The 25,359-nt window shown below is 54.9% G+C and carries 25 protein-coding genes; 18 read left to right on the top strand and 7 right to left on the bottom strand.

Translation table 11 applies throughout. From position 1 onward, the window contains the following. Positions 1–41: 41 nt before the first annotated feature. Positions 42–1,574 carry a YdgA family protein gene (locus AK59_RS0111245; protein ID WP_013096881.1) on the top strand — a complete coding sequence of 511 codons (1,533 nt, stop codon included), beginning with the start codon at positions 42–44 and terminating at the stop codon, positions 1,572–1,574. 86 nt (positions 1,575–1,660) lie between these two features. On the opposite strand, the gene AK59_RS0111240 is transcribed toward AK59_RS0111245, so the two are convergent. After that, positions 1,661–2,689 carry a Mal regulon transcriptional regulator MalI gene (locus AK59_RS0111240; RefSeq protein ID WP_029882782.1) on the bottom strand — a complete coding sequence of 343 codons (1,029 nt, stop codon included), beginning with the start codon at positions 2,687–2,689 and terminating at the stop codon, positions 1,661–1,663. A gap of 178 nt (positions 2,690–2,867) precedes the next feature. Between AK59_RS0111240 and malX the strand changes: the two genes are divergently transcribed. The 3 genes from malX to add all read left to right on the top strand — a co-directional run bounded on the left by malX (position 2,868) and on the right by add (position 6,778). After that, positions 2,868–4,460, top strand: a complete 1,593-nt coding sequence (gene malX / locus AK59_RS0111235) for a maltose/glucose-specific PTS transporter subunit IIBC (protein ID WP_020688287.1) — start codon at positions 2,868–2,870, stop codon at positions 4,458–4,460. Positions 4,461–4,507: 47 nt separating this feature from the next. Further along, on the top strand, positions 4,508–5,680 hold the full coding sequence (locus tag AK59_RS0111230; protein ID WP_029882781.1) for a MalY/PatB family protein: 1,173 nt from the start codon (positions 4,508–4,510) through the stop codon (positions 5,678–5,680). Between the two features lie 96 nt (positions 5,681–5,776). Beyond that, the gene (add, locus tag AK59_RS0111225) at positions 5,777–6,778 is read left to right on the top strand and encodes an adenosine deaminase (protein WP_013096893.1); all 1,002 of its coding nucleotides are present in this window, start codon (positions 5,777–5,779) and stop codon (positions 6,776–6,778) included. A gap of 44 nt (positions 6,779–6,822) precedes the next feature. On the opposite strand, the gene AK59_RS0111220 is transcribed toward add, so the two are convergent. Beyond that, a complete protein-coding gene (locus AK59_RS0111220; protein WP_029882780.1) occupies positions 6,823–7,863 on the bottom strand; it encodes an oxidoreductase in 1,041 nt (346 codons plus the stop codon). A 243-nt stretch (positions 7,864–8,106) separates the two neighbouring features. On the opposite strand from AK59_RS0111220, the gene blr reads away from it, so the two are divergent. The 12 genes from blr to gstA all read left to right on the top strand — a co-directional run bounded on the left by blr (position 8,107) and on the right by gstA (position 18,390). Continuing rightward, complete coding sequence (blr, locus tag AK59_RS01000000123705; protein ID WP_168112406.1) at positions 8,107–8,232, top strand: division septum protein Blr; 126 nt, start codon at positions 8,107–8,109, stop codon at positions 8,230–8,232. A gap of 232 nt (positions 8,233–8,464) precedes the next feature. Then, positions 8,465–8,680 carry a transcription modulator YdgT gene (gene ydgT / locus AK59_RS0111215; RefSeq protein ID WP_013096896.1) on the top strand — a complete coding sequence of 72 codons (216 nt, stop codon included), beginning with the start codon at positions 8,465–8,467 and terminating at the stop codon, positions 8,678–8,680. An 87-nt stretch (positions 8,681–8,767) separates the two neighbouring features. Beyond that, positions 8,768–9,208, top strand: a complete 441-nt coding sequence (locus AK59_RS0111210) for a DUF2569 domain-containing protein (RefSeq protein WP_013096897.1) — start codon at positions 8,768–8,770, stop codon at positions 9,206–9,208. 76 nt (positions 9,209–9,284) lie between these two features. Then, positions 9,285–9,866: an electron transport complex subunit RsxA gene (rsxA, locus tag AK59_RS0111205; RefSeq protein ID WP_013096898.1), complete on the top strand. Its 582-nt coding sequence runs from the start codon at positions 9,285–9,287 to the stop codon at positions 9,864–9,866. Next, positions 9,866–10,444: an electron transport complex subunit RsxB gene (gene rsxB, locus AK59_RS0111200; RefSeq protein ID WP_013096899.1), complete on the top strand. Its 579-nt coding sequence runs from the start codon at positions 9,866–9,868 to the stop codon at positions 10,442–10,444. Before rsxA ends, rsxB begins: the two co-directional genes overlap by 1 nt. After that, positions 10,437–12,557, top strand: a complete 2,121-nt coding sequence (rsxC, locus tag AK59_RS0111195) for an electron transport complex subunit RsxC (RefSeq protein ID WP_029882779.1) — start codon at positions 10,437–10,439, stop codon at positions 12,555–12,557. Before rsxB ends, rsxC begins: the two co-directional genes overlap by 8 nt. Beyond that, positions 12,558–13,610, top strand: coding sequence for an electron transport complex subunit RsxD (gene rsxD / locus AK59_RS0111190; protein WP_029882778.1), 1,053 nt, complete (start codon positions 12,558–12,560; stop codon positions 13,608–13,610). It begins immediately after the preceding gene. Between the two features lie 10 nt (positions 13,611–13,620). Next, positions 13,621–14,241, top strand: coding sequence for an electron transport complex subunit RsxG (gene rsxG / locus AK59_RS0111185; RefSeq protein ID WP_013096902.1), 621 nt, complete (start codon positions 13,621–13,623; stop codon positions 14,239–14,241). 2 nt (positions 14,242–14,243) lie between these two features. Continuing rightward, positions 14,244–14,930, top strand: coding sequence for an electron transport complex subunit E (locus AK59_RS0111180; RefSeq protein WP_013096903.1), 687 nt, complete (start codon positions 14,244–14,246; stop codon positions 14,928–14,930). Beyond that, complete coding sequence (nth, locus tag AK59_RS0111175) at positions 14,927–15,562, top strand: endonuclease III (protein WP_020688297.1); 636 nt, start codon at positions 14,927–14,929, stop codon at positions 15,560–15,562. The genes AK59_RS0111180 and nth overlap by 4 nt, the downstream gene beginning before the upstream one ends. 615 nt (positions 15,563–16,177) lie before the next feature. Further along, a complete protein-coding gene (dtpA, locus tag AK59_RS0111170) occupies positions 16,178–17,686 on the top strand; it encodes a dipeptide/tripeptide permease DtpA (protein ID WP_013096905.1) in 1,509 nt (502 codons plus the stop codon). A 98-nt stretch (positions 17,687–17,784) separates the two neighbouring features. Beyond that, positions 17,785–18,390, top strand: coding sequence for a glutathione transferase GstA (gstA, locus tag AK59_RS0111165; RefSeq protein WP_013096906.1), 606 nt, complete (start codon positions 17,785–17,787; stop codon positions 18,388–18,390). Positions 18,391–18,476: 86 nt separating this feature from the next. Here gstA and pdxY read toward each other — a convergent pair whose 3' ends face one another. The 5 genes from pdxY to anmK form a co-directional block, all read right to left on the bottom strand. Next, the gene (gene pdxY / locus AK59_RS0111160; protein WP_013096907.1) at positions 18,477–19,337 is read right to left on the bottom strand and encodes a pyridoxal kinase PdxY; all 861 of its coding nucleotides are present in this window, start codon (positions 19,335–19,337) and stop codon (positions 18,477–18,479) included. Positions 19,338–19,403: 66 nt separating this feature from the next. Next, positions 19,404–20,678 (bottom strand): tyrosine--tRNA ligase, encoded by a 1,275-nt coding sequence (gene tyrS / locus AK59_RS0111155; protein ID WP_014831636.1) that lies wholly within the window; start codon positions 20,676–20,678, stop codon positions 19,404–19,406. 125 nt (positions 20,679–20,803) lie between these two features. Continuing rightward, positions 20,804–21,460: a pyridoxamine 5'-phosphate oxidase gene (pdxH, locus tag AK59_RS0111150; protein ID WP_013096909.1), complete on the bottom strand. Its 657-nt coding sequence runs from the start codon at positions 21,458–21,460 to the stop codon at positions 20,804–20,806. A gap of 57 nt (positions 21,461–21,517) precedes the next feature. Continuing rightward, positions 21,518–21,841 carry a C-type lysozyme inhibitor gene (mliC, locus tag AK59_RS0111145; protein WP_013096910.1) on the bottom strand — a complete coding sequence of 108 codons (324 nt, stop codon included), beginning with the start codon at positions 21,839–21,841 and terminating at the stop codon, positions 21,518–21,520. A 93-nt stretch (positions 21,842–21,934) separates the two neighbouring features. Continuing rightward, positions 21,935–23,059 (bottom strand): anhydro-N-acetylmuramic acid kinase, encoded by a 1,125-nt coding sequence (gene anmK / locus AK59_RS0111140; protein WP_029882777.1) that lies wholly within the window; start codon positions 23,057–23,059, stop codon positions 21,935–21,937. 254 nt (positions 23,060–23,313) lie between these two features. Between anmK and slyB the strand changes: the two genes are divergently transcribed. Both slyB and AK59_RS0111130 read left to right on the top strand, forming a co-directional pair. After that, complete coding sequence (slyB, locus tag AK59_RS0111135; protein WP_013096912.1) at positions 23,314–23,781, top strand: outer membrane lipoprotein SlyB; 468 nt, start codon at positions 23,314–23,316, stop codon at positions 23,779–23,781. A gap of 198 nt (positions 23,782–23,979) precedes the next feature. After that, positions 23,980–25,341, top strand: coding sequence for a sensor domain-containing diguanylate cyclase (locus AK59_RS0111130; RefSeq protein WP_029882776.1), 1,362 nt, complete (start codon positions 23,980–23,982; stop codon positions 25,339–25,341). The last annotated feature ends 18 nt before the right edge of the window (positions 25,342–25,359 follow it).

Below are 25,359 nucleotides of genomic sequence, written 5' to 3'. Positions count from 1 at the left end.
GGCGGTTTCTACCGCCTGGTTTCATTTTAGGGATAGTCGCAATGAAAAAATCGGTCGTAGCGGTAGGCGTGATTGTAGCGTTAGGCGTAGTCTGGACGGGAGCATCCTGGTTTACCGGGAAGCAGCTGGAGAGCCGTCTGGCTGAGATGGTGGCACAGGCTAACAGCCAAATTAAGCGTGGCGCACCGGAAGCGGGTGTAGAGCTGAGCTATCAGAATTATGAGCGCGGGGTATTCACCAGCCATATGCAGCTTGTGGTGAAGCCCGTTGCCGGAAATGAAAATGGCTGGCTGAAGCCGGGCCAGACGGTGGTGCTGGATGAGGTGGTAAGTCACGGTCCGTTCCCGCTGGCGCAGCTGAAGTCCTTTAACCTGATCCCATCAATGGCGTCCGTTCACACCGTGCTGGTGAATAACGACTTAACTAAGCCGCTGTTCGATCTGGCAAAAAATGAATCACCTTTCGCGGTTGATACCCGCATCAGCTATGCCGGTGACACCCGCTCGAATATCGCGCTGAAGGCGCTGAACTACGAGAAAGAGAACGAGAAAGTCACCTTCAGCGGTGGCAACTTCACCGTAGATGCTGACCGCGAAGGGAACGTGCTCTCCCTGACAGGGGAAGCGCAAAGCGGTCTGGTCAACGCCGTTAACGAATACGATCAGAAGGTACAGATTACCTTCAACAATTTGAAAGCAGACGGCAACAGCCGCATGACCGACTTCAAAGAGCGTATCGGCGATCAGAAACTCTCGATTGATAAGATTGCCATTGCGATTGAAGGTAAAGAGATGGCCGTGCTGGAAGGCATGGACGTTGATGGTAAATCGGATGTCTCCAAAGACGGTAAGAGCATCAATACTCAGCTGGATTATACCCTGAAGAGCCTGAAAGTGCAGAATCAGGATCTGGGTACCGGCAAGCTTTCGCTGAAGATCGGCAATATTGACGGTCAGGCGTGGCATGAATTCAGCCAGAAATACAGCAAAGAGAGCCAGGCTCTGCTGACCGATGCCGCGCTGCAGCAGAACCCGGAAGTGTATCAGCAGCAGGCGATGGCCGTGCTGTTCAACAACCTGCCTATTCTGCTCAAAGGTGAACCGGTGATCACCGTCGCTCCGCTGAGCTGGAAAAACAGCAAAGGCGAAACCAGCTTTAACCTGTCTCTGTTCCTGAAAGATCCGGCAACCGCAACGGGCGAACCGCAAACGCTGGCCCAGGAAGTGGATCGCAGCGTGAAGTCTCTGGACAGCAAGCTGACGATCCCAATGGATATGGCAACCGAGTTTATGACTCAGATTGCGAAGCTTGAAGGGTACGGCGATGACGATGCCGGCAAGCTGGCAAACCAGCAGGTGAAAGGCCTGGCGGCGATGGGCCAGATGTTCCGCATCACCAAGGTGGACGACAACACGATTTCCACCAGCCTGCAGTATGCCAACGGCCAGGTGACGCTCAACGGTGACAAAATGCCGCTGGAGGACTTTGTCGGCATGTTTGGTATGCCTGCCCTGGGCATGCCGGAACCGGCTGAACCAGCAGCGCCAGCCGAACCTGCGGCGCCGCAGCAGTAAACGACAAAACCCCTCGCATGAGGGGTTTTTTATTGCCGGGGGGCGGCGATGCCTTATCTGGCCTACGCTCCGCAACGTGCTCTGGATTATTTCACCGTTACCAAACGCGCCGCCACAATCTGGTGCCCGGCCTGCACGTCTGTTTTTTCGATGCGCTGCATGATCCTGTCCGCCAGCGTGTAGCCCATCTCCCGTGCGGGCGTGGTGGCCCAGACGATGGGCAGATCGTCCAGCGCATTTTCGCCAACGTCGGCAAATGCCCCTAACGCCACCTGATGGCCGAAGAAGGTTTCAACACCCCCCTCACCGCTCTGACGCCCGGCGCGGATCAGACCAAACCAGGCCCCCATCGCAATCACATCGTTATAGCAAATCACGGCGCTTATCGTCGGACTGCTGCTTAACAGTGCACCGATCGCTTCTGCGGCTTTTTTCTGACTGGATTCACACTCTACCACCCACTCGCTGTGGAACGGTAAACCGTATTTAATCAGCGTCGCGCAATAACCGCCCACCCGTTCGGCGCGGGTCAGCGACGAGCTTTTTCCGCCGAGCCAGGCAATCCGCTGATGCCCGCGACGAATAAGATGCTCGGTCAACATTTGAGCCGCCTGCATGTTGTCTGGCCGCAGGGTATCGGCTTCATCCAGATAACTGGCGCGCGACGCAAAGACCAGCGGCACCCCTTTAGCGGCCGCGCGCTCGCATAATTCACTACTCACGCCCGACGCTCCGGCAACAATCACACCGTCAACGCCCTGGGTGAGCAGCATGTCGAGCCGGGAAAGAAGCTGGTCCGGCTCGCGTCCACCGTGGAGCAGAAACACCATTCGTCCCTGCGCCTCCAGCGCTTCGGTTAACCCGGCGGTCAGTTCGGCGTAAAAGGGTGAAGTCAGGTCACGCACGATCAGGCCAATCACGCCGCTTTGTCCCCCGCGCAGGGCCGACGCCTGACGGTTACGCACAAAACCCAGTTGTTCAACGGCGTCGTTAACCCGCTGACCGGTCGCGGGAGAGATGCGCCCTTTTCCACTCAGGACCAGTGAAACGGTGCTGACGGAAACCCCCGCCGCCAGCGCGACATCGTTGATGGTGATCTTTTTCGCTACAGCCATGTGTTGGCGTGACTCCCTGATAATGAGATCGGTAAAACGTTTTATCAATACGTTATCTTTATACTACCAGTGAAAGGCTGAGAATGTGATTCAGCGCGCACTAAACTTTGATAAAACGTTTTATCTTCTCGCAGCATTGAAGCAGACAAACTGATTTTAACAATAAAGGAGTCGTTTTATGACGGCGAAAACAGCACAAAAAATATCGCTGTGGGAATTTTTCCAGCAACTGGGTAAAACCTTTATGCTGCCCGTGGCGCTTCTCTCGTTCTGCGGGATCATGCTCGGGATCGGCAGCTCGCTCAGCAGTAAGGACGTCATTACGCTGATCCCGTTCCTCGGTACCCCTGTGCTGCAGGCGATCTTTATCTGGATGAGTAAGGTCGGCTCCTTTGCCTTCAGTTTCCTGCCCGTGATGTTCTGTATCGCCATCCCGCTGGGCCTGGCGCGTGAGAATAAAGGCGTGGCGGCGTTCGCCGGTTTTGTGGGCTACGCGGTGATGAACCTTGCGGTGAACTTCTGGCTGACCGCCAAAGGCATCCTGCCCACTACCGATGCTGCGGTGCTGAAAGCCAACAACATTCAGAGCGTGATTGGTATTCAGTCTATCGACACCGGGATCCTCGGCGCGGTGATCGCGGGGGTCATTATCTGGATGCTGCATGAGCGCTTCCACAATATCCGCCTCCCCGATGCCCTGGCATTCTTCGGCGGCACCCGCTTCGTGCCAATTATTACTCTCGTGGTCATGGGGCTGTTTGGTCTGGTCATCCCGCTGATCTGGCCGGTCTTTGCGCTCGGTATCAACGGTATTGGCCGTATCATTAACGGCGCGGGCGATTTCGGCCCGATGATCTTCGGTACCGGCGAACGTCTGCTGCTGCCGTTTGGCCTGCAACATATTCTGGTGGCGCTGATTCGCTTCACCGAAGCAGGCGGCACCATGGAAGTGTGCGGTCATGATGTAAGCGGTGCCCTGACCATCTTCCAGGCGCAGCTGAGCTGCCCAACCACTCATGGCTTCTCTGAGAGTGCGACCCGCTTCCTGTCACAGGGTAAAATGCCGGCCTTCCTCGGCGGTCTGCCAGGCGCGGCGCTGGCGATGTACCACTGCGCCCGACCTGAAAATCGTCACAAAATTAAAGGGCTGTTGATTTCCGGGGTAATCGCCTGCGTTGTAGGCGGTACGACTGAGCCTATCGAATTCCTGTTCCTGTTTGTCGCGCCGGTGCTGTATCTCATCCACGCGGTGCTAACCGGTCTGGGCTTTACCGTGATGGCGGTGCTGGGCGTCACCATCGGTAACACCGACGGCAACGTAATTGATTTCGTGGTGTTCGGCATCCTGCATGGTTTGTCCACCAAGTGGTATCTGGTGCCGGTCGTGGCGGCGATCTGGTTCGTGGTGTACTACGGTATCTTCCGCTTCGCCATCACCCGCTTTAACCTGAAAACGCCAGGCCGCGATGCCGAAACCGCCACCAGCGTGGAACAGGCCGTTGCCGGTACAGTGGGTAAATCGGGTTATAACACGCCGGCAATTCTGGCGGCGCTGGGCGGTGCGGATAACATTACCTCTCTGGATAACTGCATTACCCGTCTGCGTCTGTCGGTGGCGGATATGTCGAAAGTGGATACCAATGCCCTGAAAGCCAACCGGGCAATCGGCGTGGTACAGTTGAATCAACACAATTTGCAGGTGGTTATCGGCCCGCAGGTGCAGTCGGTCAAAGATGAGCTGGCCACCCTGATGCGCACAGTCGAAGCCTGATGCCTCCCCCCTCACGCAGAGGGGGTTTTACTTTAAGGATGTACGTCATGTTTGATTTCTCGACCGTTGTCGATCGCCACGGCACCTGGTGTACACAGTGGGATTATGTTGCCGACCGTTTTGGTGCCGCCGACCTGCTGCCCTTTACGATCTCTGATATGGATTTCGCCACCGCCCCCTGCATTATCGATGCGCTACATCAACGTATTGATCACCGCGTGTTTGGCTACAGCCGCTGGAAAAACGAAGAATTCCTGGCCGCGGTGACGCACTGGTTCCAGCAACGTTTTAACAGCCGGATTGATACTGAAACCGTTGTTTATGGCCCTTCCGTGATCTATATGGTCTCTGAGCTGATTCGCCTGTGGTCGATGCCGGGAGACGGTGTGGTGGTGCATACCCCGGCTTATGACGCGTTTTATAAAGCCATTGAAGGCAATGCGCGCCGCGTGGTGCCAGTGGCGATGGAGAAACAGGCGACGGGCTGGCAGGGAAATATGGCCGCGCTTGAGGCCGCCCTGGCGAAACCGGAAAACAAAATATTGCTGCTGTGCAGCCCGCAAAACCCGACCGGCAAGGTCTGGCTGCAGGAGGAGCTGGCGCAGATGGCTGAACTGTGCGCGCGCTATGACGTGGCGGTGATAAGCGATGAAATTCATATGGACATGGTATGGGGAGAACATCGCCACACGCCATGGAACAGGGTCGCGCGCGGTAAATGGGCACTGCTGACCTCAGGCTCCAAGAGCTTTAATATCCCGGCACTGACTGGCGCATATGGGTTAATAGGCGATGAGGAGAGCCGTAATGCGTATCTGAGCGCGCTAAAAGGCCGTGACGGTCTCTCCTCTCCCTCCGTGCTGGCACTGACGGCGCATATTGCCGCCTATCAGCAGGGTGAGCCGTGGCTTGCCGCGCTGCGCGACTATCTGGAAGAGAACCTGAAATTTATCGCACGTGAAATGAACAGCGCTTTTCCGGCACTTAACTGGACGCCACCCGAGGCGACCTATCTCGCCTGGATTGACCTGCGCCCGTTAAATATTGACGATCGCGCCCTGCAAAACGTACTGATTGAGCAGCAAAAAGTCGCCATCATGCCGGGATATACCTACGGAAACGAAGGCATCGGTTTTATCCGCCTGAATGCCGGCTGCCCGCGCAGCAAGCTGGAACAAGGGGTGCAGCGGCTGATTGCGGGTATCAACACGCTCCTGTAGTTTGTTTGCGCAACGGAATATTCCCTTGCGCAAATAGCTTTTTACCTCGTTTTGTTTTTATAATGTGGCGCACTTTAACCAGAAAAGAGTGCGACCATGATTGATACACGCCTGCCTTTAACAGATATTCATCGTCACCTTGACGGTAACATTCGTGCCCAAACCATCCTCGATCTTGGCCGCCAGTACAATTTAACGCTCCCTGCTCAATCGCTTGAAACCCTGATCCCGCACGTTCAGGTCACCTCTAATGAACCGGATCTGGTCAGTTTTTTGAGCAAACTCGACTGGGGCGTAAAGATGCTGGCCTCACTGGATGCCTGTCGCCGTGTCGCTTTTGAGAATATCGAAGATGCCGCCCGTAACGGCCTGCATTATGTCGAACTGCGCTTTTCGCCAGGCTATATGGCGATGACCCACAGCCTGCCCGTTGCAGGCGTGGTTGAAGCCGTTATTGAAGGTGTCCGTGAAGGGTGTAAAGCCTTCGATGTGCAGGCCCGTTTGATTGGCATCATGAGCCGTACCTTCGGCGAAGCGGCCTGTCTGCAGGAACTGGAAGCGCTGCTGGCGCATCGTGACGCGATCACCGCCGTCGACCTGGCCGGGGATGAACTGGGCTTCCCGGGCAGCCTGTTCCTTTCACATTTCAACCGCGCACGTGATGCCGGCTGGCATGTAACCGTTCACGCCGGTGAAGCGGCGGGGCCGGAGAGCATCTGGCAGGCCATCCGTGAACTGGGTGCCGAGCGTATCGGTCACGGTGTAAAAGCGGTGGAAGATCGCGCCCTGATGGACTTCCTGGCCGAGCAACGTATCGGGATTGAATCCTGCCTGACCTCCAATATTCAGACCAGCACCGTGCCCGCGCTGGATAAGCACCCGCTGAAAACCTTCCTTGAGCACGGCGTGCTGGCCTCGCTGAATACCGATGACCCGGCGGTACAGGGCGTGGACATTATCCACGAGTACACTGTCGCCGCACCGCAGGCGGGCCTGAGCCGCGAACAGATCCGCCAGGCGCAGATTAATGGGCTGGAGATGGCCTTCCTCACGCCGGAAGAGAAGCAGGCGCTTCGGGATAAGGTGGCAAACGCGTAACCCCTTTGCCGGGTGGCGGCTACGCCCTACCCGGCCAACAAAACTTATGCCAGACAGAGCGTGGCGCGATGTTTGGCAGATTCAATGCCCAGTTCGATCAACTCCATAATCTGAATCGCCTGACTGGCTGGTACCGGGTTTTCCCCCGTGCCGTTCAGCGCATCACGCACGGCCGCATAATATGCCGGGTAGTTCCCCGGGCTCGTCAGCAAGGTTTCTTCCACCAGCGTCTCCCCCTCCACTTTGGTCACCACCCCGTCTCGCATATCATATCCCCAGTCTTCCTGAGGCAAACGCTCGCCGTTTTTCAGCCTGTCTTCCTGCGGATCCAGACCAAATTTCACGTAGCTCCCCCGCGTACCATGGATGATATAACGCGCAGATTCCGCAGCCGCAACCATCGTTCCGTGCAGCACTATCCGCCGTTGCGGGTAGCTCAGGATGGCATGAAAATAATCGGTCGTTTGCGCGCCTGGTCTGAGCTGGGCCAGATCAACCGTCATACTCACCGGCAGGCCAAACAGATTCACGGCCTGGTCGAGCAGGTGTGGGGCTAAATCGTACCAGATGCCGCTGCCTGGCCCGGCTTGCTCACGCCAGCGATTTCGCACCTGCGGCCGGAAACGATCAAAATGCGATTCAAAGAAGGTTATCTCCCCGAGCGTTCCCTCGCTGAGCAGCGCTTTTACCGTGAGAAAATCGCTGTCCCAGCGGCGGTTATGAAACACCGACAGCAGTCTGCCAAGGCTTTTCGCCAGCGCATCCAGCTCGCGTGCCTGAGACAACGTCACGGTAAAGGGTTTATCGACGACGACATGCTTACCGGCTTCCAGCGCCGCTTTCGCCAGCGGGAAATGGGTATCATTCGGCGTGGGGATCACAATTAAATCGATATTCGGATCATTGAAAAGGTGCTTAGGCTCAGAGACAACCGGAACGGTGGGCCAGTCGGCATGCACCTTGGTGGCATCGCTGCTCGACATCGCCGCCAGCGCCATTCCCGGCGTACCGGCAATTAACGGAGCATGGAATGTTTTGCTCGCATACCCGTAACCAATAAGCCCGACACGGATGCTATCACTCATAGTGTTGCCCTCTCCTGTGATGTTCTTATTTCACACTGGCTAACCTGGCCTCATGACAGATTAAGCATGTGCCATATGACTTAAAATAGCATCCTGCTCCGGTTGTTTTTGTTATATGGGGTTAACCCGCTGATTGTGCTTAAGGGAACCGTTCCCAAAGCACTTGCTGTCTCCTCCCTGGCGCTGTAACATTTGCAACCGGTATTTATGGATAAATTACAAACACGAATTATGACGTCAATTATTAATCGAATCATTGAATTAGCGGGATGGATTGTTCTTGGGGTATCGGTCATTTTGCTTGGCGTTGCCAGCCACATCGATAACTACCAACCGCCGGAGCCTGTCACTGTCGCCCAACCTAAGTAACCGGTTACGGTAATAAAGAGTGACATAATATGTCAGTTACTTATTGCCACTCCTGGTGAACACGGTTAACCTTCTCTTCCAGGCATCATCAGATGCCTGAATCTTTCGCAAAGAAAACTCCTAATTTAGTCGCGTTACCTGAGTGGGCAGTTTACGTCTTTATTAATCCGTTTATTATTCAAACGAATTACCTTAACGGGTATGACTCACTTTTATATGGAAACTTATTAATATGACAGTTCAGGACTATTTATTAAAATTTCGCAAGATCAATTCCCTTGAGAGCCTGGAAAAACTGTTTGACCACCTGAACTACACGCTGTCGGATAATCAGGACATCATCAATATGTATCGTGCAGCGGATCATCGCCGTGCGGAGCTGGTCTCCGGTGGCCGTTTGTTTAACGTTGGCGAAGTGCCTAAGTCCGTATGGCGTTACGTTTTATAAGAAAGTAGCCATCCGCGCGAAATGTTATATACTCTCCGCCCTGCAAACTGGCTGTACAACATTTCGCGCAGATTTATGGGAGAGTTCATGACCGCAACGCCTGGAGAAAGAATTGGAGGCTGGTTAATCGCCCCACTGGCATGGCTGCTGGTTGCCTTATTAAGCGCATCACTTGCGCTGCTGCTTTATACCACCGCGCTGGTTACCCCTCATGCAATCCAGACCCTGATGTCGCAAAGTGTGCTGAATATTACGCTGTGGTTCGTGTCGTTCGTCTTCGCCATAGGCATGTGGTACTACACGCTGTGGCTAACCATTGCGTTCTTTAAACGCCGCAAAAATGTGCCTAAGCACTACATCATCTGGCTGCTCGTTTCCGTACTGCTGGCGGTGAAAGCCTTTGCTTTTTCACCGGTTTCGGACGCGCTGGCCGTTCGTCAGCTGCTTTTCCCGTTACTGGCGGCGGCGCTTCTGGTGCCCTATTTCAAGCGTTCGACGCGGGTGAAGAACACCTTCGTGAATCCGTAATAACCTTACAGATAACCTGTTGTCGCCTGTTGTGGTTTATCCGATAATAGGCGGCTTTTTTATTTCAGGCTGAATAATGACCGATTACTTACTGCTCTTTGTCGGCACAGTGCTGGTTAACAACTTCGTTCTGGTGAAGTTCCTTGGCCTGTGTCCGTTTATGGGCGTGTCCAAAAAGCTGGAAACGGCAATGGGCATGGGGCTGGCAACCACCTTCGTGATGACGATGGCGTCCATCTGCGCCTGGTTGATTGATACCTGGATCCTCATCCCGCTGGGTTTAGTCTATCTCCGTACGCTGGCCTTTATTCTGGTCATTGCCGTAGTGGTGCAATTTACCGAAATGGTGGTGCGTAAAACCAGCCCGGCGCTCTATCGCCTGCTGGGTATCTTTCTGCCGTTGATCACCACCAACTGTGCCGTTCTTGGCGTAGCGCTGTTGAACATTAATCTCGGGCATAATTTCATGCAGTCGGCGCTATACGGTTTTTCTGCCGCCGTCGGTTTCTCGCTGGTGATGGTGCTGTTTGCCTCTATTCGTGAGCGCCTCGCCGCAGCGGATATCCCTGCGCCCTTTCGCGGAAACGCGATTGCGCTGGTGACCGCAGGTTTAATGTCTCTGGCCTTTATGGGCTTTAGTGGTCTGGTGAAGTTGTAATGAATACCATCTGGATTGCCATCGCCTCCATCAGCGTGCTGGGGTTGGTGTTTGGCCTGATTCTGGGTTACGCCTCCCGCCGATTCGCGGTAGAGGACGATCCTGTTGTTGAAAAAATCGATGAGCTTTTGCCGCAAAGCCAGTGTGGGCAGTGCGGCTATCCTGGCTGTCGTCCCTATGCAGAAGCCGTGGGTATTCAGGGTGAGAAAATCAACCGCTGTGCGCCAGGTGGCGAAGCGGTAATGCTGAAAATTGCAGCGCTGCTAAACGTCGACCCGCAACCCATTGATGGCGATGCGCAGGTGCAGGAGCCCGTGCGTGCCCTCGCGGTGATTGACGAAGCGAACTGCATTGGCTGCACCAAGTGTATTCAGGCATGCCCTGTCGACGCCATTGTTGGCGCCACCCGCGCCATGCACACCGTTGTGGCGGATCTGTGCACCGGCTGTAACCTCTGCGTGGCACCCTGCCCGACGCAATGTATTGAGTTGCGCCCGGTTGAAACGACTACCGAAAGCTGGAAGTGGGATCTTCAAACCATTCCGGTTCGCAATATTCCTGTGGAACAACATGCTTAAGTTATTTTCTGCTTTCAGAAAAGAGAAGATTTGGGACTTTGACGGCGGGATCCATCCACCAGAGATGAAAATCCAGTCCAGCGGCACGCCGCTGCGTCAAATTCCGCTGGCGACCCGTTTCGTCATGCCGCTGAAGCAGCACATTGGCGCTGAGGGTGAGTTGTGCGTTAAAGAAGGCGATACCGTCCTTCGCGGCCAGCCATTGACCTTTGGTCGTGGGCGTATGCTGCCGATCCACGCCCCGACATCCGGTAAAGTGGTGGCGATTACCCCTCACACCGTTGCACATCCGTCAGCCCTCTCCGAACTGAGCGTCATTATTGAAGCCGACGGCGAAGACCGCTGGATCGAGCGTGATGGCTGGAGCGACTACCGCGCCCGCAGCCGGGAAGCGCTTATCGACCGTATTCATCAGTTCGGCGTTGCCGGGCTGGGTGGCGCAGGGTTCCCGACCGGCGTCAAACTGCGCGGTGGCGGCGATAAAATTCAGACCCTGATTATCAACGCCGCCGAATGCGAACCCTATATCACCGCCGATGACCGCCTGATGCAGGACTGCGCCGCGCAGGTCGTGGAGGGGATCCGTATCCTCGCCCATGTGCTGCAGCCTCGTGAAGTGCTGATTGGCATTGAGGATAACAAACCGCAGGCCATTTCCATGCTGCGCGCGGTGCTCGCCGGTAGCCACGATATCAGCCTGCGCGTCATTCCGACCAAGTACCCGTCGGGCGGGGCAAAACAGCTGACGCAAATACTCACCGGAAAACAGGTTCCCCACGGCGGCCGCTCATCGGATATTGGCGTGCTGATGCAAAACGTGGGTACCGCCTACGCAGTGAAACGCGCGGTGATTGACGGTGAACCCCTGACCGAACGCGTGGTGACGCTGACGGGCGAGTCAGTGTCTCGTCCGGGGAACGTCTGGGCGCGTCTGGGCACGCCGGTTCGTCATCTTCTGGAGCAGGCCGGATTCTGTCCCGGCAGCGATCAGATGGTGATCATGGGCGGTCCATTGATGGGCTTTACCCTGCCGTGGCTGGACGTTCCGGTCGTAAAAATCACTAACTGCCTGCTCGCCCCCTCCCCCACCGAAATGGGTGAAGAGCAGGAAGAGAAAGGCTGCATCCGCTGCAGCGCCTGCGCCGATGCCTGCCCGGCCGATCTGCTTCCACAGCAGTTGTACTGGTACAGCAAAGGTCAGCTGCACGATAAAGCGCAAGCGCATAATCTGGCTGACTGCATCGAATGCGGCGCGTGCGCCTGGGTCTGCCCAAGCAACATTCCGCTGGTGCAGTACTTCCGTCAGGAGAAGGCCGAGATTTATGCCATCTCGATGGAAGAAAAACGCGCTGCCGAAGCGAAAGCCCGCTTTGAAGCCCGCCAGGCTCGTCTGGAGCGTGAAAAACTGGCCCGTCAGGAGCGTCATAAGCAGGCTGCCGTTCAGCCAGGCGAGAAAGATCAGGATGCCATTAACGCGGCGCTGGCTCGCGTGCGCGAGAAAAAAGCGACCGCAGCGCAACCTGTGGTGATCTCCGCCGGTGAGAAGCCAGATAACAGCGAAGCCATTGCCGCACGTGAAGCGCGTAAGGCCGCGGCACGCGCGCGTCAGGCGGAAAAAGCGCAGACAGGGCAACCGGAAGAAACCCGTGTCGATCCGCGTAAAGCGGCCGTTGAAGCGGCCATCGCCCGCGCCAAAGCACGGAAAGCGGGAGAGCAGCAGGTGGTCGTTGAGCAAGAGGCCGCAGACCCGCGCAAAGCCGCCGTTGAAGCCGCGATAGCCCGCGCTAAAGCGCGTAAAGCGGCGCAGCAACCGCAACCGGCCACAGAAGAGGCACCGGTCGATCCGCGTAAAGCGGCTGTCGAAGCGGCCATCGCCCGGGCCAAAGCACGGAAAGCGGCGCAGCAACCACAACCAGCTGCAGAAGAGGCACCAGTCGATCCGCGCAAAGCCGCTGTCGAAGCGGCCATCGCTCGGGCCAAAGCGCGTAAAGCGGCTCAGCAGGAAGTACAACAGCCTGCCGCGAACGACGATCCACGCAAAGCCGCCGTCGCCGCCGCGATTGCACGCGTTCAGGCGAAGAAAGCCGCACAGCAAGCAGTTAACGAGGATTAAATGGTTTTCAGAATCGCAAGTTCCCCTTACACCCATAACCAGCGCCAGACGTCGCGCATTATGATGCTGGTCTGCCTGGCTGCACTGCCGGGTATTGCCGTTCAGTTCTGGTTTTTCGGCTGGGGAACCCTGTTCCAGTTAGCACTGGGCTGTGCCAGCGCCGTAGCGGCCGAAGCGCTGGTGCTGAAGCTGCGTAAGATGAACATCTCCCGTATTCTCAGCGATAACTCCGCTCTGCTGACGGGCCTGTTGCTGGCCATCAGTATTCCGCCGTTTGCGCCGTGGTGGATGATCGTGCTCGGTACGGTGTTTGCGGTGATTATTGCCAAACAGCTGTACGGTGGACTGGGCCACAATCCCTTTAACCCGGCGATGGTCGGCTACGTGGTACTGCTTATCTCCTTCCCGGTACAAATGACCAGCTGGCTGCCGCCGCACGATATCGCCGCCACGGTGCCGGGTTTTATGGATGCCCTTCAGGTGATCTTTTCCGGCCATACGGCGTCCGGTGCCGATATGAATGCGTTGCGTATGGGCGTGGATGGAGTCAGCCAGGCCACACCGCTCGATACGTTTAAAACGTCCCTGCGTGCCGGGCACAGCGTTGAGCAGATCATGCAATCAGCCATCTACAGCGGCGTGCTGGCCGGTGCAGGCTGGCAGTGGGTTAACCTGGCATATCTGTTGGGCGGCCTGTTCCTGCTGCAGCAGAAAGCGATCCGCTGGCATATTCCGGTGAGCTTCCTGATCACGCTCGCGGTCTGCTCCACGCTGGGCTGGCTCTTCTCTCCTGAATCCCTGGCGAGCCCGCAGATGCATCTGCTCTCTGGTGCCACCATGCTGGGCGCGTTCTTTATTCTGACCGATCCGGTGACCGCCTCGACCACCAATCGCGGTCGTCTGATCTTCGGTGCGCTGGCCGGTCTGCTGGTGTGGCTGATCCGCAGTTTCGGCGGATACCCGGATGGCGTAGCGTTCGCCGTCCTGCTTGCCAACATCACCGTTCCGCTCATTGACTACTACACGCGCCCGCGCGTGTACGGCCATCGGTAAGGGTTTCGCGATGCTGAAAACAATGCAAAAACATGGCGTCACGCTGGCCATTTTCGCTGCTGTCCTCACCGGGATGACGGCACTGGTGAACGAACTGACCAAAACGACCATTGATGAACAGGCCGCGAAGCAGCAACGCGCGCTGTTCGATCAGGTGATGCCGTCTGATTTCTACGATAATGACCTGCAGAAAAGCTGTTACGTGGTACAGGCGCCGCAGTTAGGTAAAGGCCCGCATCGTCTCTATATCGCCCGTAAAGGCGATAACGCGGTGGGCGTGGTGATGGAGGCCACGGCACCAGACGGGTATTCCGGTGCCATTCAGCTCCTTGTGGGTACCGATTTTTCCGGTACCGTGTTGGGTACCCGCGTGACTCAACACCACGAAACGCCGGGCCTTGGGGATAAAATTGAGACACGCCTGAGCGACTGGATTTTGCATTTTGCCGGTAAGGTGATCCACGGCGAAGCGGACCCGGCATTTGCCGTCAAGAAAGATGGCGGCGAGTTTGACCAGTTCACCGGGGCCACTATTACGCCGCGTGCCGTCGTGAATGCCGTAAAACGTGCCGGGCTGTATGCAGAAACGCTGCCTGCGCAGATTAACAATCTTCCGGCCTGTGAGGAGTGAGCATGAGCCAGGTTAAAGAGGTCATTGTCCAGGGGTTGTGGAAGAACAACTCCGCGCTGGTACAGCTGCTGGGATTGTGCCCGCTGCTGGCGGTGACATCCACCGCTACCAACGCATTGGGGCTGGGGCTTGCCACCACGCTGGTGCTGACCCTGACCAACCTCTCCATTTCCACCCTGCGCCGCTGGACGCCGTCGGAAATCCGTATTCCAATTTACGTCATGATCATCGCGTCAGTGGTGAGCATCGTTCAAATGCTGATTAACGCCTACGCGTTCGGTCTGTATCAGTCACTGGGGATTTTTATTCCGCTGATCGTTACCAACTGTATCGTGGTGGGGCGTGCAGAAGCCTTTGCCGTGAAGAACACCCCGGCGATGTCGGCCCTGGATGGTTTCTCCATCGGAATGGGAGCCACCTGCGCGATGTTCGTTCTGGGCTCACTGCGTGAAATTCTTGGCAACGGTACCCTCTTCGACGGCGCAGACGCGCTGCTGGGAAGCTGGGCTAAAGTTTTACGCATCGAGGTGTTTCATACGGATACGCCGTTCCTGCTGGCTATGCTGCCACCGGGTGCGTTTATTGGCCTTGGCATGATGCTGGCGATAAAATACCTGATTGATGAAAAACGTAAGCGCCGCGCGGCTGAGCGCAGCGTGCAGGAAGGGATACCCGGGAAAGCCTCATGAACAAAGAAAAGCGCATTGCGATCCTCACCCGTCTTCGGGACGCAAACCCGCACCCGACGACTGAGCTGAATTTCACTTCGCCGTTTGAGCTGCTGATCGCAGTGCTGCTTTCGGCTCAGGCCACTGACGTGAGCGTGAATAAGGCCACCGCCCTGCTCTATCCTGTGGCCAATACCCCGAAAGCCATGCTGGAGCTGGGCGTGGAAGGGGTGAAGTCTTATATCAAAACCATCGGGCTGTTTAACAGCAAAGCGGAGAACGTCATTAAGACCTGCCGCATTTTGCTGGAGCGTCACGGTGGTGAAGTGCCGGAAGATCGCGAGGCGCTGGAAGCGTTGCCGGGTGTGGGACGTAAAACGGCGAATGTGGTACTGAACACCGCGTTTGGCTGGCCGACCATCGCGGTTGATACCCATATTTTCCGTGTCGCTAACCGAACCAACTTCGCTCCGGGTAAAAATGTCGAACAGGTGGAGGAGAAGCTGTTAAAAGTGGTTCCCGCTGAATTCAAAGTCGACTGTCATCACTGGCTTATCCTGCATGGCCGTTATACCTGCATTGCCAGAAAGCCTCGCTGCGGCTCATGTATCATTGAAGATCTCTGCGAATATAAAGAAAAAGTGTATCCCTGAACGGCGCTATTTATTTACTTTCGCATCATCAAGACCTTACTAAAGGAAGGCTTAACTAAAAACCTTCCTTTAGGCCGCAAGTTATCCGCTTGTGTTCTCTTACGCCCTGTCAATTGTTCGGTCATTTAACGCTCAAACAGGTTAATAGTTTTTTCACTACCGAAAATTTCTATACATTTGTGATCGCGATCACTCTGATAACTTCATGTTGATTTTTTGTTGTCAGATCCCACCTAAACCCTTTGCCAGACAAGATGTAATCCCTCAATAGCCGCAGATAAGACCACTCATTTTTCAGAATATGGGCTATATGACTACATTTAACGGTAAATAGCAGAACATATCGCCACACAACCCTCTCCGCCGGTTTTTCGCAGTCAAAAAAACCAACAAAACCCATTGTGTGAAATTTAACGCTGAATAACATTTGCAGAAACCGAGGATTATAGCGGCTCAGTTATATGTAACAGATTATTACAAACGTATTGCCAGACGGGTCAGGATAGTGAACATTACCCGCCGTTTCTCCTCCCAATATAACTATAAAGCGGATGGACTCCGACCATCACGCTATGAACACCCCCGTTAATATGGGATGTAAAAAAAGAGGTATATGTGTCAACTGCAAACAATAAACCAACAGATGAAAGCGTGAGTTTGAACGCTTTTAAACAGCCAAAAGCGTTCTATCTCATCTTCTCTATCGAGTTATGGGAGCGTTTTGGTTATTACGGCCTGCAAGGGATCATGGCGGTTTACCTGGTAAAACAGCTGGGTATGTCCGAAGCCGATTCCATCACGCTGTTCTCTTCATTCAGTGCCCTCGTTTACGGTCTGGTCGCGATTGGCGGCTGGCTTGGTGATAAAGTTCTGGGTACGAAGCGTGTCATTATGCTGGGCGCCATTGTTCTGGCAATCGGCTATGGTCTGGTTGCCTGGTCTGGTCATGACGCAGCCGTAGTCTATATGGGTATGGCAACCATCGCCGTCGGTAACGGATTGTTCAAAGCGAACCCGTCTTCCCTGCTCTCTACCTGCTACAGCAAAGATGACCCACGTCTGGACGGTGCATTCACCATGTACTACATGTCCATCAACATTGGTTCATTCTTCTCCATGCTGGCAACCCCATGGCTCGCCGCAAAATTCGGCTGGAGCGTGGCGTTTGCGCTGAGCTTTGTTGGTATGCTGATTACCGTTGTGAACTTCCTGTTCTGCCGTAGCTGGGTTAAGGACTACGGTTCAAAACCAGATTTCGAACCGGTGCACATGGGCAAACTGCTGGCCACCATCGTGGGTGTTGTTATCCTCGCGGCCATCGCCACCTGGTTGCTGCATAACCAGGGTGTTGCACGTGCCGTTCTGGGCGTGGTGGCACTGGGTATCGTCATCATCTTCGCGAAAGAAGCCTTCGCGATGCAGGGTGCGGCCCGTCGCAAGATGATTGTGGCCTTCATTCTGATGCTGGAAGCGATTATCTTCTTCGTGCTCTACAGCCAGATGCCTACCTCGCTGAACTTCTTCGCTATTCGCAACGTTGAGCACTCCATCCTGGGTATCGCGTTCGAGCCGGAGCAGTATCAGGCGCTGAACCCGTTCTGGATCATGATTGGTAGCCCAATTCTGGCGGCTATCTATAACAAGATGGGTGACCGTCTGCCAATGCCGCACAAGTTCGCCATCGGTATGGTGCTGTGCTCTGGTGCGTTCCTCGTGCTGCCACTGGGTACCAAATTTGCGACTGACGCCGGTATCGTCTCCGTTAACTGGCTGATCCTGAGCTATGCCCTGCAGTCTATCGGTGAACTGATGATCTCCGGTCTGGGTCTGGCGATGGTTGCACAGCTGGTGCCACAGCGTCTGATGGGCTTCATCATGGGTAGCTGGTTCCTGACCACTGCCGGTGCAGCCATCATCGCAGGTAAAATCGCAAACCTGATGGCGGTGCCTGAGAACGTGACTGACCCGCTGGTTTCACTGAATGTGTACGGCACCGTCTTCCTGCAGATTGGTATCGCAACGGCGGTTATCGCGGCGCTGATGCTGCTGACGGCACCGAAGCTGAACCGCATGACTCAGGACGACGACAAAGCGACGAAAGCGACCGAAACCGCTACCGCGTAACGTTATTGAGAAACGATGAGCCGCTAATTTATTAGCGGCTTTTTTTTTGTTTGCTTGCGCACTAACATAGCTGAAACCTCAGCAAAAAGGAGTTACCGATGAAACTGTTCTACAAACCGGGCGCGTGCTCTCTTGCTTCCCATATTACCCTGCGCGAGAGCGGCAAAGATTTCACGCTGGACGGCGTTGACCTGATGAAAAAGCGCCTGGAAAACGGCGACGATTTTTTTGCGATTAACCCGAAGGGACAAGTTCCGGCACTGCTTCTGGATGACGGTACCCTGCTGACAGAAGGCGTCGCCATTATGCAGTACCTGGCAGACAGCGTGCCCGATCGCCAGCTGCTGGCCCCGGTAAGTACGGTTTCACGCTATAAAACGCTCGAGTGGCTGAACTACATTGCAACCGAACTGCATAAAGGATTTACGCCGTTGTTCCGCCCGGACACGCCGGAAGAGTACAAACCGACCGTTCGCGCTCTGCTGGAGAAAAAGCTGCAGTACGTCAATGAGTCATTGAAAGACGATCAGTATATCTGCGGGGCACGCTTCACCATTGCCGATGCGTATCTCTTTACCGTGCTACGCTGGGCGCGTGCGGTTAAGCTGAATCTGGACGGGTTAGACCATATCGCAGCATATATGACGCGTATGGCGGAGCGCCCTGCGGTGGCCGCGGCGCTGAAAGCGGAAGGATTGAATTAACCGGGTCGTTATTGCCCGGCGGCGCTTCGCTTGCACGGGCCTACGGGATTTGTAGGCCGGGTAAGCGCAGCGCCACCCGGCATAGTTTAGAGCTGTGTTGCGCTGAAATAGTGCTCCGGCTGCGCAATACGATCCTGTGCCGCGACCACCTGCAGTTCGTATTCCTGCATCTCTTTCGTCGCAATCATAATTTCGTACACCGCTGCAGTCACATGCTCAAGCGCTTCGCGCAGCGTCGCCCCCTGTAGCAGTTTCACCAGCAACAGTCCGCTGGTCACATCTCCCACGCCCACTGGCTGACGCAGGCCAAAATCTACCAGCGGACGGCTGATGTGCCAGGCTTCGTCTTTGGTCACCAGCAGCATCTCAAAGCGGTCTCTGCTGAGCCCTGCACGGGCGAGATGTTTCACCAGCACAATCTCAGGCCCCTGGGCTATCAGTTCACGAGACGCGCTTACCGCCTCTGCTACGCTGTTAACCGGATGCTCGCAAAGGATCTCCAGCTCAATCAGGTTGGGCGCGATGATATCGCTGGCAGGTAACGCATGGCGAACATGGAATTCAGCCACACCAGGCGCCACAATGCAGCCTTTTTCCGGATGCCCCATCACCGGATCGCAGAAGTACTTTGCTGCGGGATTAGCTGCTTTCACCTGGCGAACGATGCCGAGGATATGCTCCCCCTGCTCTGCGGAGCCCAGGTAACCACTCAGAACCGCGTCACAGCGTTTGAGCTGGTCGATATCGGCAATGCCCTGCACGATCTCCGTGAGATGCGAAGGCGGCATCACGCAGCCGGTCCATTTGCCGTATTGTGTATGGTTTGAGAACTGTACGGTATTGAGGGGCCAGACGTTAGCCCCGAGGCGGCGCATCGGGAATTCCGCCGCGCTATTGCCAGCATGTCCAAAAACAACGTGGGACTGAATGGCGAGGATGTTCTTCATTTTATGCTTACCAAACCCTGAAAAAACAAAAAGGGCGTGGTTTCCCACGCCCCTGGAGACTTTTATTTATTTCCAGCAGACCAGACAGTAATTTTTCTTACCGCGACGCAGCAGCGTGTAGCGGCCATACAGGCGATCGCTGTCGGCGAAGGTGTATTCCGGGTCAGCCTGTTTTTCACCGTTGATGGTGATGGCGTTAGACGCAATGGTTTTACGCGCCTGCCCACGAGACGGCTGCAGCTCAGAGTCCACCAGCGCCTGCATCAGGTCAGCCCCTTTCTCCATCTCAACCATCGGTACGCCATCCTGCGCCAGCTGCTCGAAGTCAGCTTCGCTCAAATCGCTCAGCGTACCGTTGAACAGACTTGCGGTAATGCGTTTCGCCGCGGCCAGACCTTCTTCACCGTGAACCAGTTTGGTCACTTCATCCGCCAGCACATACTGCGCGCGTGGTGCTTTACCGCTGTTTTTATCTTCTTCTTCCAGGGCGTTGATGGTTTCAATGTCCATGAAGGTGAAGAACTTCAGGAAGCGGTAAACATCGGCGTCCGCGGTGTTGATCCAGAATTGATAGAATTTGTACGGGCTGGTTTTCTTCGGATCGAGCCATACCGCACCGCCTTCGGTTTTACCGAATTTAGTCCCGTCGGCTTTGGTGATCAGCGGCACGGTCAGACCAAACACCTGGTTTTGATGCAGGCGACGGGTCAGATCGATACCGGAAGTAATGTTACCCCACTGGTCAGAACCGCCAATCTGCAGGCAAACGCCGTGCAGTTTGTTCAGACAGGCGAAGTCGTAGCCCTGTAGCAGGTTATAAGAGAATTCAGTAAAGGAGATACCTTGATCGTCACGGTTCAGGCGCTGTTTCACCGCTTCTTTGTTAATCATCTGGTTAACAGAGAAGTGCTTGCCGATGTCACGCAGGAAGGTCAGCACGTTCATGCTGCCAAACCAGTCGTAGTTATTGGCGGCAATCGCGGCGTTATCACCACAGTTGAAGTCGAGGAACGGTGCAACCTGTTTGCGGATCTTATCCACCCACTCCTGCACGGTGTCTTCGGTGTTCAGTTTACGCTCAGCGGCTTTAAAGCTTGGGTCGCCGATCAGACCGGTCGCGCCGCCCACCAGGGCCACAGGCTTATGGCCTGCCATCTGGAAGCGTTTCAGGCATAACAATGGAACAAGATGCCCCAAATGCAAGCTGTCAGCGGTGGGATCAAAGCCGCAATAGAGCGCGATCGGGCCTTGCGCCAGTCGCTCTGCTAACGCTTCCTCGTCCGTCACCTGGGCCACGAGGCCCCGCTCTTGCAATTGTTTAATCAAGTTACTGCTTGCCATCAAATTCTCCATGTATAAACGACTGCACCTTTGCCGGTACACGACTTTTCGCCTGATGCGAAAGGACCATAGAATAAAGCGCAAGCGCGGCGTGCGCTAGCGCTTAAATCAACAAATTTCGGGGATTACGGTGCCAGCCTGTCGATTTTCCAGCCGCCGTTGTCGCGCTGGTATAAAAAGCGGTCGTGCAGGCGATGTTCGCCCCCCTGCCAGAACTCAATCTGCTCAATCGGGATGCGGAAACCGCCCCAGAAGCTGGGCAGTGGAATTTCGCCCTGCTGGAATTTCTGCTTCAGTTCAAGGAATTTGCTTTCCAGCACGCCGCGGGCAGAAATTCGGCTGGACTGTTTTGAGACCCAGGCGCCAATCTGGCTGTCACGCGGGCGGCTGTGGAAGTACTTCACCACTTCCAGTGTGGAAAGGCGCTCCGCTTTGCCTGTGACCATGACCTGGCGTTCCAGCATATGCCAGGGGAACAGGAGACTGATTCGGGGATTGTTCTCTAAATGGTGCGCTTTGCGGCTGCCCAGGTTGGTGTAAAACACCAGCCCTTTCTCGTCATAATGCTTAAGCAGCACGATACGTTGATACGGTTGACCATTTTCATCCACCGTGGCAACCACCATGGCCGTTGGGTCGGCCAGTTTTGCTTCACAGGCCTGTTTCAGCCAGCGTTCAAAAAGCACCAGAGGTTCAGCGGGAAGATCCTGGCGACGCAGGCCGCCTTTGGTGTATTCACGGCGCAGATGCGCTATTTGCTGCAGTTCGTCGTTATCAGACATGGCATTAGGTGACGTTGAGATTGGGTGGCGCTATTGTGCGCCGCCCCTGTGAAAATCTCAACGCTTCGGATTTTCGAGCTGGCAATTGTTCAGCACGATGCGGTCGCGTTTGTAGACGGTGGCGCTGTCACCTTTCGACCAGAAGACGTAAATACCGTCGCTGTAGCGCGCGCCGGAGGCGGAGATCCCCTGCTTGAGCGTCAGCAATTTATTGTCATAGACAAAGCTGGCTTCCTGGCGGGGATTATTAAGCTTGACGGTCAGCGGCTTTTCATCACAGCGATATTCCAGCGTGTCGGTCTGCATGCGCTCAACGAGCTGGTTATAGACGCTGCAGCCTGACAGCAAGACAGGTACAGCAATAAGAAGAAGTTTTTTCATGAGCGTATTCCGAAGACTATCCTGGTCCTGGAGGGCTAATGGGCCCTCCTGTTCCCTTTTATTTTACCGGCGACGCGCTGCGCTGAATTTCAGTTAACTCTGATTATGACGGGGATTGGCCGGGAAAATGGCACCGAGAACGCTGGCTTCGCGTGCGCCGGTGACTGAGGGCAAATTCCCCGGCAGCCCGGCAACGGTGCGCCAGGCAAGCCAGGCGAAGGCCAGCGCTTCCATGTCGTCTCCGCTGATGCCGGCTTCATCGGTGGTTGTCACTTCGGTGCCCGGCAACAAGCCGGCAAGGCGCGCCATCACCAGCGGGTTGCGGCTTCCGCCCCCGCAGACCAGCAGACGTTCGCAGCCACCGCTCAAAAGTACCTGTTCTGATATGGAGACCGCCGTGAGCTCGGCCAGCGTCGCCTGAACATCCTGCGGTGCCAGCGCCGGGAACCGAGCCAGCTGACGTTCAAGCCAGCCATAGTTAAAATACTCGCGTCCCGTGCTTTTTGGTGCCGGCAGGGCAAACCAGGGATCGCTAAGCATGGACTGCAGCAGCGGGATAATGACTTTGCCTTCACTCGCCCACTCGGCGTCTTTATCATACGGTTTACCGCACTGACGCCAGATCCAGGCATCCATAAGCATGTTACCCGGGCCAGTATCATATCCCCGTACCGGCTGGCCCGGGATCAGCATCGACAGGTTGGCAATACCGCCAATGTTAAGCACCATACGGCGCTCTGACGGGTGCCCCAGCAACGCCTGGTGGAAGGCCGGCACCAGCGGCGCACCTTGCCCGCCCAGCGCGATGTCGCGACGCCGGAAATCACCCACGACCGTGACGCCCGTTTTTGCCACAATCTGATTATTATCGCCAATTTGCAGGGTATGCGGCGCATCGCCAGTGGGTTCGTGCCAGACGGTCTGCCCGTGACAGCCAATCGCGACCACATCCTGCGGCCGGAGATTCTCTTTATGCATCAGCGCCAGCACCGCATCGGCAAACAGCGCCCCCAGCCTGACATCAAGCTGTCCAAGCTGCGAAAGCGTCAGCTGTTGCCCCTGGCAGATGCTCAGGATCTCCTCTTTCAGCGAAACAGGGATAGGCCAGGTCAGACTTGCCTGTTGTGCCACCATGTTTTCGTCTATGGCGGCCAGAACGACATCTACCCCATCCAGACTGGTGCCAGACATCACACCAATATAGCGACCCGATTTCATGCGCTTTCCTTACGTTGCGTGGGCTAAGGATAACCACTCAACCATAAACAGCCCCGCTTTGCCATCAGGCGATAATATTTTTTAACACTCTCAGTGAGGTAACGCGTCGAAATTTTGTTTATCTCTCGTTAAGTCAAATTCAAGTACAATTTTCCGATTGTTAGTGCAAAGATATGAACGATGGCCCTTTATGCCATATAATTTAGCCATAACGGATGCCCGGATTGGGCGTTTTTGGTGAACAGGAGATTCAAATGATTTTACGTGTACTGGGCGTTTCGCTGATTGGTTTAACTCTGGCTGGCTGTGTGAATGACAGTTCACTTTCTGGCGACGTTTATAGCGCTTCTGAAGCGAAACAGGTTCAGAACGTGACTTACGGTACGATTGTTAACGCACGTCCTGTTCAAATTCAGGGTGGTGACGAGAACAACGTCATGGGTGCCATCGGCGGTGCGGTTCTGGGTGGCTTCCTGGGTAACACCGTAGGCGGTGGTACAGGCCGTTCTCTGGCGACTGCGGCAGGTGCCGTTGCGGGTGGCGTAGCAGGCCAGGGCGTTCAGGGTGCGATGAATAAAACCCAGGGCGTAGAGCTGGAAATCCGTAAAGACGACGGCAGCACCATTATGGTTGTGCAGAAACAGGGCAGCACCCGCTTCTCTGCAGGTCAGCGCGTCGTGCTGGCAAGCAACGGTAGCCAGGTTACCGTTTCTCCGCGTTAATTCATAAAAAGGATGTGGCTGCCAGGCCGCATCCTTTTACAAATAGCATCATTATAATAAATAGTTTTACAAAATTTATTCAGGCAATGAATAATTAACCACGCCGTATCTTGTTCCTGCGCAAAGTATTCCCCTCTCTTTTGCATTAGGCTAATCTCAATTAACTTTTTTATTTATTATTTTCGTTGAAACATACTTATGCTTGCGATCTCCCGGTACGTGAAAAAACCCTATATTCCATTCTGTTTAGGGTGCATTGTCGTCATTGGAATATTACAAATTTTATTTTTAAAACTGGTCGAATGGGTTCCCTCTTTCTCACCGCTTTTATTCCCTACACTCACCATTTTTTTACTGGTATTCCATCTGTTTATTGCCTGCTTTATGGCCATGAAATACTGGTGTGACAGAAGACGGTTGTACCTGATTGCTATCGCTTTCGCCTTTGCCGGTTCAGCCATGCTGATGGTGGGTACGCTTACCAGTTTCCCGGCCTGGCTTGATCTCTACCAGCTCAACGTCGTGGACTATAACGATACGATGATCTTCTTTATGTACCGCCATCTGTTAATGGCGGTACTGATGATTGCGTCGGCCCTGCTATATATCGTCAGGGATAATCCGCTTTCACGTGCGGCGCATATCGCCATTGTTGCCGGTACATTTCTGTTTATGGTGGGCATGGTGCTGTTGGCCTGGCTTAGCTCCAGCCACTCATCATTAATGTCGTTAGACCTGGTGGATAATGAAACCCATCAATTTATGGTTCTCTGGAGCCATGCAATCAATATCGTCTTGATTATTCTTTGGGTGGTGACATTAGCAACGCTAATGGTTATTACCCGCGTACGCAATATTTTTTGGGTGGGCGGTAATTTTTTATGTGTCTGTTATATCGTGACGCTCGCGATGCTATTAGCAGGCGGACACGCGGAGGATATTTCCTGGTATCGAGCGCGCTTATTTGAAACTGTTGCGACGTTATTGATTATTTTTGTTCTGCTTTATGATGTCTTTAGACTCTATCGCGACTCGCATTTGAAATATCAACAGTCGTATCAAAACTCAATTCGCGATCCTCTGACCCGCCTCTACAATCGCAGCTATTTTTACGACTCGCTAAACCAGGCACTCGGTGCCTGTAAAGCCAGCCGTCCGGTTTCGGTTATCGTCAGCGATCTCGACCGCTTCAAGCGCATCAACGACTGCTACGGCCATCTGCAGGGCGACAAAGTGTTGCAGTTTGTGGCGCATCTGCTGATGGATTCCGTACGGCCTCAGGATATTGCCGCACGTATTGGCGGTGAGGAATTTGTGTTGATGTTAACCAACACCCCTTCAGCAGCCGCGTACCAGGTGGCGGAACGCATCCGCCTGAAGCTGAGCAGCTTTGATAAGACCAGCAGCGGGGGACAGCTTCCGGAGCCCATTACCATCAGCATGGGCGTCTTTACGGCAACGTCCGTGGAGACGACAGCTGAAGAGTGTGTGGAAAAGGCTGATAAAGCGATGTATGAGGCGAAAGAGACGGGTCGCAACCGGGTGATCGTCTTCAGATGATAAAAGGCCTTGCGAATG

The sequence above is a fragment of the Enterobacter sp. T1-1 genome (assembly GCF_000710795.1).
Lineage (GTDB): Bacteria > Pseudomonadota > Gammaproteobacteria > Enterobacterales > Enterobacteriaceae > Enterobacter > Enterobacter cloacae.
Note: the sequence above shows the minus strand (reverse complement) of the source record. Positions and strands in the feature narration are given on the sequence as shown.